Origin of the sequence: Caballeronia sp. J97 (assembly GCF_905220305.1) — a bacterium.
In the GTDB taxonomy this organism is placed as follows: Bacteria; Pseudomonadota; Gammaproteobacteria; order Burkholderiales; family Burkholderiaceae; genus Caballeronia.
Map to the genome: position 1 here is coordinate 52,192 of NZ_CAJMZL010000029.1, position 19,999 is coordinate 72,190.

The following is a 19,999-nucleotide window of genomic DNA, read 5'->3' on the forward strand; positions in this document are numbered from 1 at the left end:
AGAAACACCATGAATGCCAAGATGATAGTGATGGCAGCGGGGATGCTGTGCGCGTCCGCCGCCGCGCATGCGCAAAGCAGCGTCACGCTGTTCGGCGTGCTGGACGAAGGGCTCAACTTCACGAGCAACGCGGGCGGAAGCCGGGCGTGGCAGACATCGAGCGTCGATCTCGTGACCAGTCGATGGGGCCTGAAAGGCAGCGAGGATCTCGGCGGCGGCCTGCACGCGATCTTCGATCTGGAAAGCGGCTTCACGCTGGACAACGGCAGCGCCTACTACAGCGGACGTCTGTTCGGCTATCAGTCGTATGTCGGGCTTGCTTCCGACACGTTCGGCACGCTCACGTTCGGGCGGCAGTTCGACACGGTGACCGATGTCATCGGCCTGATGACGGCGAATGGCAACTGGGGCGGATATCTGTTCTCGCATCCGCTCGACAACGACAACACCGACGCCACGTTTCATGCGAACAACTCGGTCAAGTTCACGAGCAACGAGTACGGCGGTTTTTCGGCCACCGCGTTGTACGGCTTCAGCAATCAGGCTGGCGCCTTCGCGGGCAATCGCATGGTTAGCGCCGGCCTGAAATACACCTACGCAAGCTTTTCGGTCGGCGCCGTGTATGAAGATCTTTCGAATCCCGGCGCGACATCGGCGGGCGCGGTGGCCTCCGACGACGCAGGCTTCGTCGCGGCGAATCAGAAGATAGTCGGCATCGGCGCGAGCTATGGCGCGGGGCCGGCGACCTTCGGCCTTGTCTACACGCATTCGAGCTTGCAGCAGCCGACTTCGTCGGTATATCTCGGCACTCTCGGCTTGAACAATGCAAGTTTGCGTTTCGATAACGCAGAGTTCAACGTGAAGTACCTGATTCAGCCCGACGTGGTCGTGGGCGGCATGTACACCTACACGATGGCGCATCTGAAGCAGAACGGCGTCGAGACAGCGCTGCACTGGAATCAGATCGGCTTGATGGGACAATACCTGCTGTCTAAACGCACGGGTATCTACACGCAGGTGGTGTATCAGAAGCTGAGCGGAGGCAATACCGGAACGCCGCTCGATACCGCGTTCATTCCCGGAGCGGCGAGTCCGTCGTCGAATTCGCATCAGCTGGTGGCGCGTATCGGTATGACCCACTCGTTTTGAGCACTGTGCCCTGGGTGCGCCGACATGCCTTCGTCGACGTCTAGTCGAGATGCGCGAACGGCGCATGGGAGTCCATCCAGTCATACGCGCTGCCTGAGGTCGTCCACGCCCAGTTTCGGTCGTGAGAGGAAAGCGCCTTGCCAAAACCGCCGATGCGGCCGCTTTGCGCATGATTGCACTCGTCATTCGCCTGTCGGACTGCGTTTTTTGCGTCGGTTTCGTGTTTCATGATTGATCCGTTCGATGAGGTTTGCTTGCTGGAGTCCTTCGAAGCCGGATTGATTATCGAGCGAGGACGGCTGAAGCGCCCTACTCTTGACGGGAGGGGAGCACGCAGAACAATCGATGAACGCGCCGGATTCTTCGAGCCTGGGCGAGCGCTTCAAGGTCTGCACGATTCCGGTGCGATCCGGCTCCAATCAGGCGTGCGCGTGTGCGCCGACGGGGCCGCCCGTTTTTGCTCGATGTACTATCGGTCAAGTCACTTGCGCCGGCTGACCATGCCCGAGCACCTCACACACAGGATCGATGCGAAAGAGGGCTCCATCGGGCTCCTCTGTGTTATCGCGTATGCGGCGCTCTCGTTGACTGCGATTGCGCTGGTCGGCCCTTACGGCTGGGACGATGGCGCCGTTACTGTCGCCTACGCGCATACGCTGGGCCGGCACGGGGTCTTTGCGTTGACGCCGGCTTCGGTGTCGGCCGAGGGCACGTCGAGTTTGCTCTTCACGGCGATGTTGGCGATCGGGCAATGGCTGTTTCATCCCGGCTTTATTGAGGCGATCAGGGCGGCGCAGATTCTCTCCTTCGTTGCACTCAGCGCCACTCTGGTGCTCGTGTGGCGCGCACTTCGACCGTCCCTGCCGAGCTCGACGCATCGCCTCGTCGTCGTGTGCCTGCTTGGGCTGTTGCCCACTTGCCAGGCCGAGATCGTCAATGGCATGGAGATGACGGTCTTCGCGTTGCTGCTGTTCGCGTTCGTGCTCTCCTGGCGCGCGCAATCGACGCTCGCCTATGCACTCTTGCCGCTTCTCATGCTGGTTCGCTTCGAACCGGTGTTCTATCTGGGTTTTGCGCTCGGCTGGATGGTCGTGCTTTGCCCGCATGAAAGGCCGCGTGCCATTCGAATGTGTATCTGGCTCATGCTTTGTTTTCTGCTGCTGACCGCCTGGCGCTATTGGACCTTCGGGGCGCTGTTGCCGAACACCATCCTGGCCAAGCTTCAAGCGCCCTACAGCAAAGAAGGGTGGGACGGCATACTGGAAAAGCTGCGCGGGCTGAAGGATTTCTTCCTCGTGAACGCTGCGCTTCTCGCTGGCTTTTACCTGAGCCGAAAGGGCAACGAAGAGCGCCGTCTGGATCCGATGCCCGTACTCCTGATCGTTGCCTTCGGCGCATTCGCACTCATATCGGGAAGAAACTGGGGCTATACCGGACGGATGTTCATGGCGGTGCTGCCCATCATCGTCCTTTCTCTCGCGGAACGTTTTGCGAACATGCGCCGACCACGCGTGTTCCGCGGGCTGTTGCTATGCCTCGTTGGAACCATCCTCTTCAACGTTGCGATGCTGCGCGAAAACGTCGACACGGTCATCCTCGGTGCGGCGATGCGTGGCTCGCTGCCGGCTTCGCTGAGCGCCACGGCGGGCACGATCCGGCAACGAGTGTGGCACGAGTCCCCCGGCGACTGGCGCGGTATCACGCCACTGAACTTCGCGATGACAGGTACTTCCGTCGATACGCTGCGCGAGTATCTCGGGCAACCGACGCTCAAGTTCATGACGCCGGACGTGGGCGGCGCCGCGTTGTGCTGTGAACGTTTGAACATTCTGGATACGGGGCTGTTGACCAACCCATCGCTCGCGCGTCGCGGGTACGCGGGCTTTGCGGACTATCTGAGCGAGGAACGCCCGGAAGTCATCGAAACGCATGGCGTATGGACCCGCGACAGCGGCATACACTCCGTTGCCGAATTCCAGACGCACTATCGGCCCGCGATTTATGACGGGACGCTTTTCTGGTTGCGTCACGATGTCCTGAAACGCTTGCTGGCTCGCGGCATGACGGCCGCTTCCGTTCGCCCGGAGAAGCTGCTCGAGAGTCGTTATCTGGGAGACAGTCGCGACGTTTCGTATCTGATGAGATTTCCAGCGGTGACGGTGCTCGGTCGGTGAAAACCATGACACACGATCGAATATAGCGCCACAACAACGGGCGCGAGTAGAGGTCTACCCGGTTGCAAAATCAGACTCGAGGGTAACTCGCCGGAATTCCGGGTAAGCAGGATGTCAGCAACGCGCCGATACTTGAGCCAAGGCTTCAAGCAACCGATTCCGTTCAGGCATCGCTCACCGAAGGACATTTCATGACTCAGCTCGCTCACCCAGCTCATTCGCTGCTCGCTGAACTCGACGGCTTTCACGTCGAGTTCAATTCCGCGGATTCGCGCGCCGACATCGTTCTGGACCGGCCGCCGTTCAATATCGTGTCGATGCATCAGCGCGAGCAATTGCGCCTGACGTTCGAAGCGCTCGACGCCAACGACGCCGTGCGGGTGATCGTCGTGCGCGCGAAAGGGGAGCATTTCTCCAGCGGCGGCGATATTAAAGGTTTCATCGAGGCATCGCCGGAGCATGTGGCGAAGCTCGCCTGGAACATCGCGTCGCCCGCGCGTTGCAGCAAGCCGGTCATCGCGGCGAATCGCGGCTATTGCTTCGGGGTCGGCTTCGAACTGTCGCTCGCGTGCGATTTCCGCATCGCAACAGAAACGACGCTCTATGCATTGCCCGAACAAAAGCTCGGGCAGATTCCCGGTTCGGGAGGCTCCGCGCGCCTGCAGAAGATGGTGGGTATCGGCCGCACGAAAGACATCGTGATGCGCTCGCGCCGCATCACCGGATCGCAGGCCTACGAGTGGGGCATCGCGACGGAGTTCGTCGCCGACGCCGAGCTGGAAAGCGCCACCGATTCCCTCGTGCGCGAATTGCTCGCCTTCTCGCCCCTCGCGCAGCGCACCGCGAAGAAGCTGCTGAACGATACGGAAGATGCGCCGCTTTCCGTCGCCATCGAACTGGAGGGGCTCAACTACAGCCGCTTGCGCAGTTCCGACGATTTCCGCGAGGGCGTCGAAGCGTTTCATCAGAAACGCAAGGCCGCGTTCAAGGGCTCCTGAGCGGGACGGATTCAGACTCGATACAAGATAAGCCGCGCAAAGCGGCAGCGGCACGGAGTGAGGCGAAACGAGTGTCTAGTGCGATCAAGATCTATCAAGGACGTTTTGGACGAGTGGCGCTGCTCGATATGGATGCGCCGCTCATTCAGCACGCGCATCATCACTGCCATCTTCTGATCAAGGCGGCAGGGCCGGACACGTTCTTTTCCGTTCACGACGAACTCCAGCCGCTGACCGCCGACACCGCGGTCCTGGTCAATCCGTGGGAGCCGCATGCATATCGTCATATCGAGCATGCCGAGCAGCGCACGGTGATTCTCGCGATGTACATCGAGCCGGACTGGCTGACCGCCATTCAGCATCCGCTCGTGAGCGGCGGTCATCCGCGCTTCTTTCCGCAGCCGTGCGTGCGCCTGTTGAGTCACGCGAAGAAGCGCGCCGAAGAACTGGCGATGGAAATGTGGTGGGCCGACAGCGTCGCCGCCGGGCGTCTGGAAGGGCTCCTGTGCGAACTGATGCTCTCGGTGATCGATCCGAGCCGAAGCTGGCACGAGCTGTCGCGGCAGATGGAGCTGTCGGGCCGGCGTCCGAGCGATCCGCGCATCCGCAAGGCGATCGCGTATCTGCGCGAGAACACGGGCGCGGAGCCGGACATGAATCGTCTCGCGGAACATTGCGGCTTGTCGCGCGCGCATTTCTTCGCGCTGTTTCATCGCTGCACGGGCGTGACGCCCAATGTGTATCTGAACGTGCTGCGCATGGAAACGGCGATCAACGAGTTGTCCGCCAGCGCGCAATCGCTCACGGATATTTCATACGATCTGGGGTTTTCGGCGCCCGCGCATTTCACGCGATTCTTCAGGCAGAACCTGGGCATCACGCCGAGCGAGTATCGGCGGGTGGTGCAGTTGTACGAAGCGGATTCGAAGCAAGTACAGATCTGAGCGAGGGCGGATGCATGCGCACGTTTTATCGCATGCGGAATCGTCACGTCCGTCGCCTGGCTTGGCTTGCGAAAAGCATCAGACTGCAGGGTAATTCGCCCGACCGCCTGGTAAGCGAACTGGCGCATTCGCGCAGTACATTGAATCGACGACGCGATGTGTCTCGCTGTGCTTGCGAGGCACGCAGTCACTGAACATCGCGCACAGCCTGTGCAGGAGACACGCATGAGCGACACCGATACCGAAACCGCGCTGAAGGAACGCCAGGCGCCCGCGAGCGCTTCCGGTCGCAACGAGGCGCAAGCGTCGAATCGCCCGCATGTGGGCCGCCCGATGCAACGCCTCGAAGACCCCGCGATTCTCACGGGACGCGGCCGCTATGGCGACGATATCGCCATCAAGACGGGCACGCTGCACGCCGCCGTGCTGCGCTCGCCGTACGCGCACGCTGAGATCAGGAGCATCGACGTGAGCGCCGCGCTCGCGCACAAGGGCATTCGCGCCGTGCTCACGCGCGACGATGTGCGCGCCTGGTCGCAGCCGTTCGTCGTCGGCGTGAAGTCGCCGATGGAGCACTGGGCGCTCGCGATGGACCGCGCGCGTTATAGCGGCGAGCCGGTGGCGGTGGTGGTCGGCGAGACGCGCGCCATCGCCGAGGACGGGCTCGAACTCGTGAAGGTGGACTATGCGCCGCTGCAGCCGGTGGTATCGATCGAAGCGGCCATCGCCGACGATGCGCCGGTGCTTCACGAAGCGGTCGGCAGCAACGTGGTGAGCGACCGCAGCTTTCGCTATGGCGATCCGGAAGCGGCGTTCGAGCAGGCGCCGCATCGCGTGTCGATCACCACGCACTATCCGCGCAATACGTGTGCGCCGATCGAATGCGGCGTCGTGATCGCGGAATGTCTGGCGGGCAACGAAGGCTATGACGTGACCTCGAATTTCATGGGGCCGTTCTCGTTGCACGCGGTCATGTCGATGGCGCTGAAGGTGCCCGCCAATCGTCTGCGTCATAGAGCGCCACGCGATTCGGGCGGCAGCTTCGGCGTGAAGCAGGCAGTGTTTCCGTATGTCGTGCTGATGTGCCTCGCGTCGAGAAAATGCGGCGCGCCCGTGAAGTGGGTCGAAGACCGCCTCGAACATCTGAGCGCGGCGACTTCGGCGACCGCCCGTCTCGCGACGCTCGAAGCCGCCGTCGAACGCGACGGGCGCATCACCGCACTGTCCTACGATCAGATCGAGGATTGCGGCGGCTATCTGCGCGCGCCGGAACCCGCCACGTTTTATCGCATGCATGGATGTCTGACGGGCGCCTACGACATTGCGAATTTGCGCGTGCGCAATCGCGTCGCGCTGACGACCAAGACGCCGACCGGACTCGTGCGCGGCTTCGGCGGACCGCAAATGTATTTCTCGCTGGAACGTCTGATCCAGCGCATCGCGGACGAACTGAAGCTCGACGTGCTCGATGTCTATCGCCGCAACTTCATCAAGGCCGATGCGTTTCCGTATCGGGCGGCGGCGGGCGCATTGCTCGATTCGGGCAACTATCAGGAAGCGTTGCGGCGTGCATTGTCGGAAGGCGGATATGAGGCGCTGAAAGAGCGCCGCGAGAGCGCGCGCAAGGAAGGACGTCTGTATGGCATCGGCTTCGCGGCGATCGTCGAGCCGTCCGTGTCGAACATGGGCTACATCACGACGGTGATGCCCGTCGAAGCGCGCCGCAAGGCCGGTCCGAAGAGCGGTGCGATCGCGAGCGCGACCGTGAGCGTCGATCTGATGGGCGGCGTGGTCGTCACCATTGCATCGACGCCGGCGGGGCAAGGGCATATGACCGTGTGCGCGCAGGTCGTCGCGGATGTGCTCGGTCTCGATCCGGCGGATATCGTCGTGAATGTCGAATTCGATACGCAGAAGGACGCGTGGTCCGTCGCTGCCGGCAACTATTCGAGCCGCTTCGCGGGCGCGGTCGCGGGCACGGTTCATCTCGCCGCGACGCGCGTAAGGGAAAAGCTCGCGCGCATTCTCGCGAAGCAGTTCGCATGCGCGGAGCAGGACGTGTGCTTCGAAGGCGGGCGCGTGTACATGCGGCAGGCACCGGACAAGGCATTGCCGTTCGCGCGCGCCGCGAGCAATGCGCCGCACTGGTCGCCCGCGCTCCTGCCCGAAGGCGAGGAGCCGGGGCTGCGCGAAACCGTGTTCTGGAATCCGCCGAACATGACCGCGCCCGATGACGAGGACCGCATCAACACGTCCGCGTGCTATGGCTTCGCGTTCGACATGTGCGGCATCGAGATCGATCGTGGGACGGGACGCGTGCGTATCGACCGCTATGTGACCGCGCACGATGCGGGCACGCTGCTCAATCCCGCGCTCGCGGACGGTCAGATTCGCGGTGCGTTCGCGCAGGGCCTCGGCGCGGCGCTGATGGAGGAGTTTCGCTATGGCGCGGACGGCAGCTTTCAGTCGGGCACGCTTGCCGACTATCTGATGCCGACGACCTGCGAGGTGCCCGATCCGGTCATCGTGCATCTGGAAACGCCGTCGCCTTTCACGCCGCTCGGCGCAAAGGGGCTCGGCGAAGGCAACAACATGAGCACGCCGCCTTGCATCGCGAATGCGGTGGCCGATGCGACCGGCCTGACGGACATTCGCTTGCCGCTCACGCCGGCGAAGGTGATGGCGATGATCGGCATCGACGATCCGCCGCCGTCGCGGCCCGAGTATCGCGAAGCAGCGCCGGCGAAGAAGCCGGCGAGCGGCGGCGGCAAGGCGCTCACCGCGCAAGGCACCGTCGAGCTCGAAGCGACGCCCGAAGCCATCTTCGCGGTGTTGATGAATCCCGAGGCGCTCGCGAAGGTCGTGCCGGGCTGTCATGCGCTGGAGACCATCGGACCGAACCGGTATCGCGCCGATGTGACGGTCGGCGTCGGCATGATCAAGGCGCGCTTCGAGGCGAAGATCGGTCTCTCCGATATCGATGCGCCACGGCGTCTCCGTCTCGCGGGCGCGGGCATATCGCCGCTCGGCAGCGCGCAGGGCGAAGGCCTCGTCCAGCTGGAGCCGACCGCGAAAGGCACGTTGCTTACCTACGACTATGAAGCGCAGGTGTCGGGCAAGGTCGCGGCGGTCGGCGCGCGCATGCTCGAAGGCGCGGCGCAGGTCGTGTTGCGGCAGCTCTTCGAATCGCTCGGTAGACAGGCGTCGGGCAAGGCCGTGCGCACGCATGCCTCGTGGCTCGGACGCATGCTCGCGAAACTGCGGAGGTCGTCATGAAGCCCGCGCCGTTTGCCTATCTGCGTGCGCGGGACACGCGCCACGCGCTCGACGCGCTCGCGCAGGGCGGCGCCGACGCGCGTGTGCTCGCGGGCGGCCAGTCGCTGATGGCCGTGCTCAACATGCGGCTCGCGCAGCCGCGCTGGCTCGTCGATATCTCGCGCACCGAGGAGCTGAACACGGTGCGCGTGGAGTCGGGACATCTGGTAGTGGGCGCGGCGGCGACGCAAGGCAGCGTCGAATGGCGCACGACGCTCGACGATGAAGTGCCGCTTTTACGCATGACGTTCCCCCACATTTCGCATTTTCAGATCAGAAATCGCGGCACGGTATGCGGTTCCGTCGCGCATGCGGACCCGAGCGCGGAGCTGCCGCTCGCGCTGCTCACGTTGGGCGGCGCTGTCACGCTGCGCTCCGCGAAGCGCAAGCGCACGTTGAGCGCGGCGGATTTCTTCCAGGGCATGCTGATGACCGCGCGCGAGCCGGACGAACTCGTCGAGTGCGTGCGCTTTCCGCTGAAAGCGCCGGGACAACGCTTCGCCTTCACGGAATTCTCGGCGCGTCATGGCGATTTCGCATTGGTATCGTGCGCCGCGGTCGTCACGGACGACGCGATTCGCATCGGCGTGGGCGGCGTCGCCGACAGGCCCGTGCTCGAATGCCTGCCGCGCCTCGAAGGCGATGATCTGCGCGGCGCATTGAACGATTTGAGTTGGAAGCTCGGCGCGCGTGACGACGCGAATGTCAGCGCATCATATCGACGCCATCTCGTGCGCCAGCTCGGATGGCAAGTCATACAGGAGGCGAAGTGAGAATGAACAGACACGCAAGTCCCGGCGATGCATTGCGCGTCGCGCTTGCAGAAGACACATCGTGCGGCGTGACGCTCGACCTCAATGGCGTCACGCGTCGCGGCGAGTGCGAGACGCGCGAGCTGCTGTCCGATTTCCTGCGTCATGAACTGGGCGCGACCGGCACGCATGTCGGCTGCGAGCATGGCGTGTGCGGCGCGTGCACGGTGCTCGTCGACGGCGTCGCTGCGCGTTCGTGCCTGATGCTCGCGGTGCAGGCGCACGGACGGCGCATCGATACCGTGGAAGGACTGTCTTCATCCGCGCAGACGCTCGGCGATCTTCAGGAAGCGTTCGCGCGTCATCATGCATTGCAGTGCGGCTTTTGCACGGCGGGCATCCTGATGTCGTGCACGGACTTTCTGCGGCGGGTGCCGAACCCCGATGAAGACCAGGTGCGCGAAATGCTGTCCGGTCACCTGTGCCGCTGTACGGGCTATACGCCGATCGTCGCGGCGGTGCTCGACGTGGCGAAACTGCGGCAGGCGCAATCGCGTGAGCAGGAGGCGAGCCATGTTTGATCTCGGCCGCACGTTCATGCAATCGGTGGAGCGCAGCCCGCAGGCGTTAGCACTCGTCGACGGCGACATCGCGTTCACGTATGCGCAATGGTTCGACGAAATCAGCCGGGTCGGGACGGGTCTCAAGGCGCTCGGCCTCGCACGCGGCGATCGCCTGCTCGTCGCGCTGCAGAATCGCTGGGAGATGGCGACGCTGCATTGGGCGTGTCAGTTCACGGGCATCGTCATCGTGCCGTTGAACTGGCGCATCAAGCCCGATGAGCTCAACTACAGCGTGACCGATGCGGGCGCGCGCGCAATCGTCTACGAAGGCGTTTCCGGGCAGGCCGTGACGCAAAGCGCGGCCGCGCAGGAGATCGCGCGTATCGGCCTCGACGGCGTCGCGGGTGCGACGCACGCTTTCGATGTCCTTCGAGCCTGCAGGTCGACGCCGCTCGCCACCGAAGCAGCGGCCGACGACTACTCGGTCATGCTCTACACCTCCGGCACGACGGGCATGGGCAAGGGCGTGCCGCGCAGGCATCGGCATGAGCGGGCCGCCGCGCTCGCGCATGTCGCGCAGAATCTCTATCGGCACGGCGAGCGCACGCTCGGCGTGATGCCGCTCTATCACACGATGGGCGTGCGCTCGCTGCTCGCGATGGCGCTCGTCGACGGACTCTTCGTCTGCGTGCGGCGATGGAATGCGCAGCTCGCACTCGACTCGATCGAAGCGCACGCGGTGAGCTGCCTGTATCTCGTGCCGACGCTCTATCACGATCTGCTCGCCGCGCCGGGCTTTTCGGGCGCGCGCACGCGTTCGGTCACGAAGCTGGGTTTCGCGGGTGCGCCGATGAACGACGGCCTGCTCAAGCGCTGCTCGGCCGCATTCGAGCCGGAGCTCTTCGTGAACCATTACGGCTCGTCCGAGGTGTACACGTTCAGCATCGACCAGGACGCGACGAGGAAGCCCGGAAGCGCCGGACGCGCGGGCCTCAACACGCGGCTGCGCGTCGTCAAGCTCGACGCCGCGTCGCCCGGTCAGCTCGCGGCGAGCGGCGAGGAAGGTCAGATCATCGTCGAGCTGCTCGGCGACGAAGCGTTCGAAGGCTACTGGAACCGGCCGGATGCGAACGCGAAATCTCTGCGCGACGGTTGGTACTTCACCGGCGATACCGGCTATCTCGATGCGGACGGCGATCTCTATGTCACGGGCCGCGTCGACGACATGATCATCAGCGGTGGCGAGAACATATCGCCGGTCGATATCGAGTCGGTCCTGTCACTGCATCCCGCCGTCGATGAAGTCGCGGTCGCGGGCGTGAAGGATGAGCGCTGGGGCCAGAAAGTGGTCGCATTCGTCAAGCGGTCACAGCATGTCGACGGAAGCGCGCTCGACGAATTCTGCCGCAGTTCGGACCTCGTCAACTTCAAGCGTCCGCGCGAATACGTGTTCGTCGATCAGATACCGAAATCGCCGGTCGGAAAGATACTGCGGCGCAAGCTTTCGAGCGGCGAATACGAACCCGAGCACTAGGAAACGCCCGCCACGAGGCGTTCAATCGGACGAGACATGCAAACCGGATAGATAGGTATCCGTATTAATAACTGAACATGGAGATCGAAAATGGACGAAGTATTGCGGCGCGATGAAGTCGCGCAAGGCGTGAGGGGAAGTCAGGTCGCGGTCGCCGTCATGGCGTCGTGTCTCGGATGGGCGCTCGACCTGTTCGACCTGTTCGTCGTGTTGTTCGTGGCGCCGGTGGTGGGGCATCTGTTTTTTCCGTCGTCCAATCCGATGCTTTCGCTGGCAGCCGTCTATGCATCGTTCGCCGTCACGTTGTTGATGAGACCGCTCGGCTCCGCGATCTTCGGTTCCTTTGCCGATCAACACGGACGCAAGCGCGCGATGGTGGTGTCGGTCGTCGGCGTAGGCGTTTCGACGGCCGCGTTCGGCATGTTGCCGACCGTCGCGCAGGTGGGCGTGATCGCGCCCGCGCTCTTTTTGTTGCTGCGTCTCGTGCAGGGTGTGTTCGTCGGGGGCGTGGTTGCGTCGACGCATACGATCGGCACCGAGACCGTCAGTCTCAAGTGGCGCGGCGCGGTCTCCGGATTCGTCGGCGGCGGTGGCGCGGGACTCGGCGCGTTGCTCGCATCGCTCGTCTATCTCGCGACGACGGCGATCTTTCCGGGCGCGGCATTCGATGAGTGGGGCTGGCGCTGCATGTTCTTCGCGGGCATCCTGAGTTCGGTGCTCGGCGTGTTCGTCTTCAACCGGCTAGAGGAATCGCCGCTTTGGGCCGAGCTCGCCGCGCGCAAGAAAGCGGCCGCGCGCGCGAAGGGCGCCGCGCAGGAAGCGCCGGCCGCTTCGCCGTTGCATGTGCTGTTCTCGAAGAAGTATCGCTCGATCCTGTTCGTGAACCTGTTGCTGACCATCGGCGGCGGCAGCGGTTATTACCTGACGTCGGGGTACTTGCCGACCTTCCTCAAGGTCGTGACGCATACGTCGGCATCGAGCGCGGGATGGATTCTGATGTGGTCGAGCGTCGCGGTGGTGATCGCATCGACGGCGGCGGGTCATCTGAGCACGATGATCGGACGCAAGCGCAGTTTCATCTGGCTCGGCCTGGCGCGTCTGATCTGCTTTCCGCTGCTCTATCTCGCGATGCCGCATGCGGACGGCGTGTGGCTCATCGGCTTCTATGCGATCGTGTTGAGCGCGCTCGGCAGCGCGGGCTATGCGCCGATCCTCATCTTCCTCAACGAACGCTTCCCCACGGCGATACGCGCATCGGGAACCGGATTGTCGTGGAATCTGGGCTTCGCGGTGGGCGGCATCATGCCGACCGTCGTGTCCGTGGTCGCGGGATCGCCCGCCGATTTGCCGGTCGTGCTCGCGGTCGCCCTCGTCGCGATCAGCGTGCTGTTTCTCGTCGGCGCGTTCATCGTCCCGGAAACGAAGGGGCGGCTCGACGAGGAGGACTGAGCGCTGCGCGGCGCACTCGCACGACGCGGCACGGTCATTGCGCACTCATGGTCGAGCAGGCGTCAATCGTCTGCGCTTACATTCCTGACTGATCACGGAGGGTCGGATCATGAGCAAGGCAAGCAGCGCATTCATCGCGGCCGTCGCCGCACTCACGCTGTCGGCGGGCGGCGCCTATGCACAGACGGCAGGCGGCGCGAACGGCGGCGGTTCGGCGGGCAGCACGGCTAGCCCATCGAATCAGGTGAACGGCGCAACGGGCGGCTATGGCACGCCGGGCGCCACCAATTCGGAGAGCGGCATGTCCGCCAAATCCCCGAACTCGGGTCTGCCGAGTGCGAACAGCGGCACGAAGGCCGAGACCAGCGCGCCCGCAACCAGCAATAACACGCTGGCGACGCCGAGCGTGGTGTCACCGGCTGCCCACAAGTAAGTAAGCAGGGCGGCGTCTCGAACTGAGGCGCCGCATGATCGATATGTCATAAAAGGCCGAGGCGCTCGAATTCACGTTTGAGCGTCGCGGCGTTTTCGAACTTGTAACCGATCAATCCGGCGTCGATTGCGCCTTGAACATTGGCGCCCGTGTCATCGATAAAGAGCGTTTCGCCCGGGCGCGCACCGATTTCCTCCACGCAGCGAAGGTACGCCTGTGCCGCGGGTTTCGTCGCGCCGAACGAGGCGGACGAATAGACCGCGTTGCCGAACATGCGATCGACGGCAGGGTTCAGATAGTCGAGATGATCCGTGACGAGATGGCAGTTGTTGGTGAGGATGGCCATCCTGCATGAACTCCGAAGCTGCCCGGCGAGCGCCAGTGTCTGCTCGTTCGGCGTGATCGACGCACGCCTCGCAGCGAGCCATTCGTCCTTGCTGACCGGATGATTCAGCATCGCGCCGAGCGTCGCGAGATATTCGTTTTCATCGATGATGCCCGCATCCGCGCGCGCTTCCAGCCCCGAGCCCCAGATCGCATGACGCACGCTCTCCGGCGAGCAGTTCGTGCTCGCCGCCAGATGCGCGACGCGCACGTCGCGATCGTAATGCGTCAGCACGCCTTCCATGTCGAAAAGAACCAGTGATACGGTGACGGAAGTCATGGTCGGAGCCGGAAAAGTGGGGCGCGCGATGATGCTACCAAGACAAAAACATGCAGTTCCGCGCGGGAAGCAAAGCGCCGCCGGGGCATCCCGGTCGACTCACTTCGCCCCCGGCGGCGATGCGCCCGACCGATACACCAGCAGATGATCGGTGCCGGATTCGGACAGCCAGACTTCGCCTGGGCGGCCCATCATCTGACGTACGTTCGCGTGAGCACGCGGCAGGCCGAACGTCTCGAATGTCTCGGATCGCGGATCGAAGCGCACCAGCGCATTGGCGCTCCATTCACTGAGCCACACGATGTCCCGATCGTCGACGAAGATCGCGTATGCGTGCGGATCGGAGCCCGGCAGCCGCCATTCCCGCCATTGCTTCGTTGCCGGATCGAACATGCCGACCTGTCCCGCGTTCCACTCGCTGATCCAGACGCGACCTTTCGAATCGGCCCACGCGCGGCGCGCGCCCTGGTTCCGCGTCGGCGGCTCGATGACTTGCGTCTCGCCGCTCACCGTATCGATGCGCCCGAGGTAGCTGCCTGCCAGCGACGCGAAGTACAGGCTGCCGTCCGGCGTCACGCAGATTCCGTAAGCGCCGGGCCCGCGCGGCGCGTCGAACACACGCATGCGGGTGCTTGCCGGATCGAACTCGCCGTAGATTCCGCTTTGCCCGGTAAACCACAGATGACCGCGCTTGTCGAAAACGGCCGTGTTGAGATTGGCGTTCTGCCGGTCCTTGGGCAATGGGAAGCGCGAGACGGCGAGCGTCCCGGGATCGACACGCACGATCGCGTTCAGACCGCCGTCGGTGATCCATGCCGCCCGATCCGGCCCGACGATCACGCCGTGCGGCGCGGAACCGTCGCCGAGCGCGATGCGCTCGATCTTGCCGCTACGCGGGTCGAGCCGTCCGACCGCGCCTTGCGCCTGCGCGGTGTACCAGACGGTGCCATCGGGCGACGGCGCGACATCGTGCGGAGCGCTGCCGGCGGGAACGGGGAATGTCGAGAACGCCGGCGACTGAGCCTGCGCCGGACTCATGGCGAACATCACGCCGGCGAGAAGCGGCGCGAGATGCCGGAAGAATCGGGATGCGCGACTTCCGCTCGTTTTAGCAAAAACTGCCGAACTCGCGATGTGAATCATTTTGCCTCCGCGCCGGACATGGACCTGTTATCACGACCGCAGGCTATTGTGTCACCGATGGGGAAATCGGTCGTCGATGGCATCCGGACGGCGGCCCTGCCGCGTGACACCGATCAAGACACCGCGAACTGAACGCCTTCGTGCTATGACAAAATCAGCCTCGCGTTTCCACCCTCTACGACTTCGTCATGCGGCCTCCTTCCGCCACTGTTCCCATTTCGGTCGTCAACGGCTTCCTCGCTGGCGCCGACCGCGCCGCGGTCGCCCGGCTGGCGGAGCACTCCGGCATTCCGCACGATCTGCTCGGCATGCCGGCCGCGCGCGTCACGCAAGAGCAGTTTTCGACGCTCTACCGGCTGCTCGCCATGGAACTCGATGACGAGATGCCGGGTATCTTCGCGCGTCCGCTGCGCAACGGCACGCTCAAGTTCCTGTGCCTGAGTCTGCTGGACGCGCCGCGTCTCGAAGTGGCGCTGCATCGCTTCGGGCAGTTCTTTCATCTGGTTCTCGACGAATTTCAGCTCGTGTCGCGCCGGGAAGAAGGCCATGCGACCGTCGAATTCGTCGCGAATCCGAACGGGCCGCCGGCAAGCGCGCTCGCGCGCGAGCTGATGCTGAAGCTCGTGCACGGCGTCGCTTCGTGGCTCATACGCGAGCGGATTCCGCTCGTCGAAGCGGCGTTCGAATTTCTGCGCCCCGCGCAGTCCGGCGATCTGCTGTATCTCTTTCCGGGACCGGTGCGCTTCGGGCGCGAGCGCACGCACATCGCGTTCGATGCGCTCTATCTCGACCGTCCCATCCGGCAGCGCAAATCCGACCTCGACGCTTTCCTTCAGCGCGCGCCCGAAGACTGGATTTTCGTGTCGTTCACGGAGGAAATGGTGTGCCATCGGGTGCGGCACTGCATCGCCGCCGGCCTGCCGACGACGCCGACCGTCGATGACGTCGCGCAGCAGTTGCACTATTCGGTGCGCACGCTGTGCAGGCGTCTCGAAGCGGAAGGCACGACCTTCCAGGCGATCAAGGACGAAGTGCGCCGCGATATCGCGATTCAGCGTCTCACCCGTTCGGACGATGCCATCGCGGCGATTGCCTACGATGTCGGGTTCGACAATCCGACCGCGTTTCATCGCGCCTTCCGCCACTGGACCGGCAGCACGCCGGCCGCGTACCGACAGCGAACGGGCGCGTGACGCGCTGCGATCGGCCGAGTCTCGTTTGGCACGTTTTGTCAGTGAAAGGGCAGGTTCCGGTAGCAAAGGAAACCGGCAGCGTTGATACCATGCACCGCAACACATCAACATTTGCTGCCGCAGCGCGTATTTCATCGAAATGCTGTTGGCTCAGGAGACATCGATGAATTACATGCCGCCCGTCAAGGAAATGATGTTTGTCATGGAGGAACTGGCAGACATTGCAAGCGTCAGTCAGCTTCCGGGCCTCGCCGATTCGAACGCGGACACGGCGCAAGCCATTCTCGACGAAGGCGCGAAGCTCGCCGCCGAAGTCATCGCGCCGCTGAACGCGCGGGGCGACCAGGAGCCGAGCACATGGCGCGACGGCGCGGTCACGGCGACCGCCGGTTTCGCCGACGCCTTCCGCCAATACACGGAAGGCGGCTGGCAAGGCATCAGCCATCCGGAGGCATTCGGCGGACAGGGACTCGCGAAGCTGATCGCGTCGCCGTGCATCGAGATGCTGAACGCGGCCAATCTTTCGTTCGCGCTGTGCCCGCTGCTCACCGACGGCGCCATCGAGGCATTGCTGATCGCCGGCTCGGATGAATTGAAGGCGCGCTATTTGCCGAAGCTGATCGAAGGCGCGTGGACCGGCACGATGAATCTGACCGAGCCGCAAGCGGGCTCCGATCTCGCGCTCGTGCGTTCGCGCGCCGAACGTCAGGGCGACGGCACCTACAAGGTGTTCGGCACCAAGATCTTCATCACCTGGGGCGAGCACGACATGGCCGAGAACATCGTCCACCTCGTGCTGGCTCGCACGCCGGACGCCCCGGAAGGCGTGAAGGGCATTTCGCTCTTCGTCGTGCCGAAGTTTCTCGTCAACGACGACGGCACCCTCGGCGCGCGCAACGACGTCCAGTGCGTTTCCATCGAACACAAGCTCGGCATCAAGGCGAGCCCGACCGCCGTGCTCCAGTACGGCGACAAGGGCGGCGCGACCGGCTATCTCGTGGGCGAAGAGAATCGCGGTCTCGAGTACATGTTCATCATGATGAACGCGGCGCGCTTCGGCGTCGGCCTGCAGGGCATCGCGCTGTCCGACGCGGCTTATCAGAAGGCTGCCGCGTATGCGAAGGACCGCGTTCAGAGCCGCCCCGTCGACGGTTCGAGCGCGGGCTCGGTCGCGATTCTCCGGCATCCGGACGTGCGCCGCATGCTCGGCACGATGCGCGCGATGACCGAAGGCGCGCGTGCGCTCGCCTATGTCGCGGCCGCGCACGCGGATTTCGCCCATCATGACGACGATGCCGCGAGCCGCGCACGCCATCGGGCGATCAACGAATATCTCGTCCCGGTCGTGAAGGGCTGGAGCACCGAAATGGCAAACGAAGTCACGAGCCTCGGCGTTCAGGTTCACGGCGGCATGGGTTTCATCGAAGAGACGGGCGCCGCGCAGTTCTATCGCGACGCGCGCATCCTGTCGATCTACGAAGGCACCACGGCGATTCAGGCCAACGATCTCGTCGGCCGCAAGACGCTGCGCGACGGCGGCGCGGCGGCGCATGCGCTCCTCGCGCAGATCGATGAAACGCTCGACGCGTTGAAGTCGGTCGATGCAGGCGATGCCGCGCGCGTGTTCGACGCGATGCATCGGCGCCTTGCCGATGGACGCGAGGCGCTCGCGAACGTCGTCGCATACGTGCTCGAAACGGCCAGGCGCGACCCGAACGCGGTGTTCGCCGGCAGCGTGCTCTATCTGAAGCTCGCGGGCATCGTGCTGTCGGGCTGGCAGACGGCGCGTGCGCTGCTGGTGGCGCAACGCAAGCGCGCCGACGATCCGGCGTTCTACGGCGCGAAGATCGCGACCGCGCATTGCTTCTCCGAATACGTGCTGACGCAGGCGCGCGGGCTCGAGACGGCGATCGTTTCGGCGCAGGGCGACGACCCGTTGCTCGCCTTGAGCGACGCGCAGTTCTGACGCATACGCGGACCCGGAAGAGACATGGAGGAGCGCATGACGTCGGCAAGCTGGATCGAGCAGTATGGCCCGCGAGAATCGATGGACTACGACGTGGTGATCGTCGGCGGCGGGCCCGCCGGACTGTCCGCCGCGATTCGCCTGAAGCAGCGCGCGGCGGAGCAGGGCGCCGACATCGGCGTGTGCGTGCTGGAGAAGGGCTCGGAGATCGGCGCGCATATCGTGTCGGGCGCGGTGATGGACCCGCGCGCGCTCGACGAACTCATCCCCGACTGGAAAGCGCAAGGCGCGCCGCTCGATGTCGCAGTGACCGAGGACCGCTTCCTGTTCCTGTCGGAGTCCGGCGCGCGAGCGGTGCCGAACTGGGCGCTGCCGGACAACTTCAAGAACCACGGCAACTACGTGATCAGCCTCGCGAATCTCACGCGCTGGCTGGGCCAGCAGGCCGAAGCGCTGGGCGTCGAGATTTTCGCGGGTTTTCCCGCCGCCGAAGTGCTCTATCACGACGACGGCTCCGTGAAGGGCGTCGCGACGGGCAACATGGGCGTCGGCCGCGACGGTCAGCCGACCGAAGCCTTCCAGCTCGGCATGGAGCTTCACGCGAAGTACACGCTGTTCTGCGAAGGCGCGCGCGGTCATCTCGCGCGGCAGTTGTCGGAGCGCTTCGGTCTGCGCGACGGCGTCGATCCGCAGGTGTACGGCATCGGCATCAAGGAGCTGTGGGAGATCGATCCGGCGCAGCACGAGCCCGGTCTCGTCATCCACACGGCGGGCTGGCCGCTCGACAGCGACACGTATGGCGGCTCGTTCCTCTATCACCTCGACAACCATCAGGTGATGGTCGGCTTCGTCGTCGGTCTCGGCTATTCGAATCCGTATCTGTCGCCGTTCGAGGAATTTCAGCGCTACAAGACGCATCCGGCGATCCGCAAATATCTCGAAGGCGGCAAGCGCGTGTCGTACGGCGCGCGCGCGATCACGGCGGGCGGGCTGATGTCCTTGCCGAAGCTGGTGTTTCCGGGCGGCGCGCTCGTCGGCGACGACGCGGGCTTTCTCAACGCATCGCGCATCAAGGGCTCGCACGCGGCGATCAAGACCGGCATGCTCGCCGCCGATGCCGCTTTCGACGCCGTGCAGGCCGGCCGCCGGTCGGACGAACTCGCGGCCTATCCGGAATCGTTCAGGCGTTCATGGCTGCACGAGGAGTTGCACAAGGCGCGCAACTTCAAGCAATGGATGGGCAAAGGCCTTTATCTCGGCACGCTGATGGTGGGCATCGAGCAGAAGATGCTGGGCGGCAAGGTGCCGTGGACGCTGCGTCACCGGCATGCGGATCACGAGACGCTCAAGCCCGCTGCGCAGTGCAGGCCGATCGAGTATCCGAAACCGGACGGCAAGCTGAGCTTCGACCGGCTCTCGTCCGTGTTCATTTCCAACACCAATCATGCGGAAGACCAGCCCGCGCATCTGACGCTCAGGGATGCGAGCGTGCCGGTCGACGTCAATCTGCGCACGTACGCAGGTCCGGAAGCGCGCTTCTGCCCGGCGGGCGTGTACGAGTTCGTGAAGGACGACGCAGGGCAGGACCGCCTGCAGATCAACGCGCAGAACTGCGTGCACTGCAAGACATGCGACATCAAGGACCCGACGCAGAACATCGTATGGGTGAGCCCGGAAGGGGGCGGCGGACCCAACTATCCGAACATGTAATCGTCGAAATGC

Annotated in this window: 16 protein-coding genes; 13 read left to right on the top strand and 3 right to left on the bottom strand. The window is 64.1% G+C overall.

Annotated elements, in window-relative coordinates; translation table 11 throughout:
- Window positions 1-9: 9 nt before the first annotated feature.
- Window positions 10-1,149 carry a porin gene (locus U4Y90_RS28305; protein WP_321799608.1) on the top strand — a complete coding sequence of 380 codons (1,140 nt, stop codon included), beginning with the start codon at window positions 10-12 and terminating at the stop codon, window positions 1,147-1,149.
- 40 nt (window positions 1,150-1,189) lie between these two features.
- Here U4Y90_RS28305 and U4Y90_RS28310 read toward each other — a convergent pair whose 3' ends face one another.
- Window positions 1,190-1,378: a hypothetical protein gene (locus tag U4Y90_RS28310; protein ID WP_321799609.1), complete on the bottom strand. Its 189-nt coding sequence runs from the start codon at window positions 1,376-1,378 to the stop codon at window positions 1,190-1,192.
- On the opposite strand from U4Y90_RS28310, the gene U4Y90_RS28315 reads away from it, so the two are divergent.
- The 9 genes from U4Y90_RS28315 to U4Y90_RS28355 all read left to right on the top strand — a co-directional run bounded on the left by U4Y90_RS28315 (window position 1,377) and on the right by U4Y90_RS28355 (window position 13,311).
- Window positions 1,377-3,323 carry a hypothetical protein gene (locus U4Y90_RS28315; protein ID WP_321799612.1) on the top strand — a complete coding sequence of 649 codons (1,947 nt, stop codon included), beginning with the start codon at window positions 1,377-1,379 and terminating at the stop codon, window positions 3,321-3,323. The genes U4Y90_RS28310 and U4Y90_RS28315 overlap by 2 nt on opposite strands.
- A gap of 191 nt (window positions 3,324-3,514) precedes the next feature.
- Window positions 3,515-4,321 carry an enoyl-CoA hydratase/isomerase family protein gene (locus U4Y90_RS28320; RefSeq protein ID WP_321799613.1) on the top strand — a complete coding sequence of 269 codons (807 nt, stop codon included), beginning with the start codon at window positions 3,515-3,517 and terminating at the stop codon, window positions 4,319-4,321.
- Window positions 4,322-4,392: 71 nt separating this feature from the next.
- Complete coding sequence (locus U4Y90_RS28325) at window positions 4,393-5,265, top strand: AraC family transcriptional regulator (RefSeq protein WP_321799615.1); 873 nt, start codon at window positions 4,393-4,395, stop codon at window positions 5,263-5,265.
- Between the two features lie 225 nt (window positions 5,266-5,490).
- Window positions 5,491-8,541 carry a xanthine dehydrogenase family protein molybdopterin-binding subunit gene (locus tag U4Y90_RS28330; protein ID WP_321799616.1) on the top strand — a complete coding sequence of 1,017 codons (3,051 nt, stop codon included), beginning with the start codon at window positions 5,491-5,493 and terminating at the stop codon, window positions 8,539-8,541.
- Window positions 8,538-9,353, top strand: coding sequence for an FAD binding domain-containing protein (locus U4Y90_RS28335; RefSeq protein ID WP_321799617.1), 816 nt, complete (start codon window positions 8,538-8,540; stop codon window positions 9,351-9,353). The genes U4Y90_RS28330 and U4Y90_RS28335 overlap by 4 nt, the downstream gene beginning before the upstream one ends.
- 2 nt (window positions 9,354-9,355) lie before the next feature.
- Window positions 9,356-9,913 carry a (2Fe-2S)-binding protein gene (locus tag U4Y90_RS28340; protein ID WP_321799619.1) on the top strand — a complete coding sequence of 186 codons (558 nt, stop codon included), beginning with the start codon at window positions 9,356-9,358 and terminating at the stop codon, window positions 9,911-9,913.
- A complete protein-coding gene (locus U4Y90_RS28345; protein ID WP_321799620.1) occupies window positions 9,906-11,429 on the top strand; it encodes an AMP-binding protein in 1,524 nt (507 codons plus the stop codon). Before U4Y90_RS28340 ends, U4Y90_RS28345 begins: the two co-directional genes overlap by 8 nt.
- Window positions 11,430-11,519: 90 nt before the next feature.
- Complete coding sequence (locus U4Y90_RS28350) at window positions 11,520-12,878, top strand: MFS transporter (protein WP_415749422.1); 1,359 nt, start codon at window positions 11,520-11,522, stop codon at window positions 12,876-12,878.
- 109 nt (window positions 12,879-12,987) lie between these two features.
- Window positions 12,988-13,311 (top strand): hypothetical protein, encoded by a 324-nt coding sequence (locus tag U4Y90_RS28355; RefSeq protein WP_321799622.1) that lies wholly within the window; start codon window positions 12,988-12,990, stop codon window positions 13,309-13,311.
- Between the two features lie 46 nt (window positions 13,312-13,357).
- Here U4Y90_RS28355 and U4Y90_RS28360 read toward each other — a convergent pair whose 3' ends face one another.
- Window positions 13,358-13,975: an HAD family phosphatase gene (locus tag U4Y90_RS28360; RefSeq protein ID WP_321799624.1), complete on the bottom strand. Its 618-nt coding sequence runs from the start codon at window positions 13,973-13,975 to the stop codon at window positions 13,358-13,360.
- A 99-nt stretch (window positions 13,976-14,074) separates the two neighbouring features.
- On the bottom strand, window positions 14,075-15,022 hold the full coding sequence (locus tag U4Y90_RS28365; RefSeq protein ID WP_321799671.1) for a lyase: 948 nt from the start codon (window positions 15,020-15,022) through the stop codon (window positions 14,075-14,077).
- A gap of 284 nt (window positions 15,023-15,306) precedes the next feature.
- Here U4Y90_RS28365 and U4Y90_RS28370 point away from each other — a divergent pair, with 284 nt between their 5' ends.
- The 3 genes from U4Y90_RS28370 (at window position 15,307) to U4Y90_RS28380 (ending at window position 19,987) form a co-directional block, all read left to right on the top strand.
- Window positions 15,307-16,311 carry an AraC family transcriptional regulator gene (locus U4Y90_RS28370; RefSeq protein ID WP_321799626.1) on the top strand — a complete coding sequence of 335 codons (1,005 nt, stop codon included), beginning with the start codon at window positions 15,307-15,309 and terminating at the stop codon, window positions 16,309-16,311.
- Between the two features lie 163 nt (window positions 16,312-16,474).
- Window positions 16,475-18,277 (top strand): acyl-CoA dehydrogenase, encoded by a 1,803-nt coding sequence (locus tag U4Y90_RS28375; RefSeq protein WP_321799628.1) that lies wholly within the window; start codon window positions 16,475-16,477, stop codon window positions 18,275-18,277.
- Window positions 18,278-18,313: 36 nt separating this feature from the next.
- A complete protein-coding gene (locus U4Y90_RS28380) occupies window positions 18,314-19,987 on the top strand; it encodes an electron transfer flavoprotein-ubiquinone oxidoreductase (protein WP_321799629.1) in 1,674 nt (557 codons plus the stop codon).
- The last annotated feature ends 12 nt before the right edge of the window (window positions 19,988-19,999 follow it).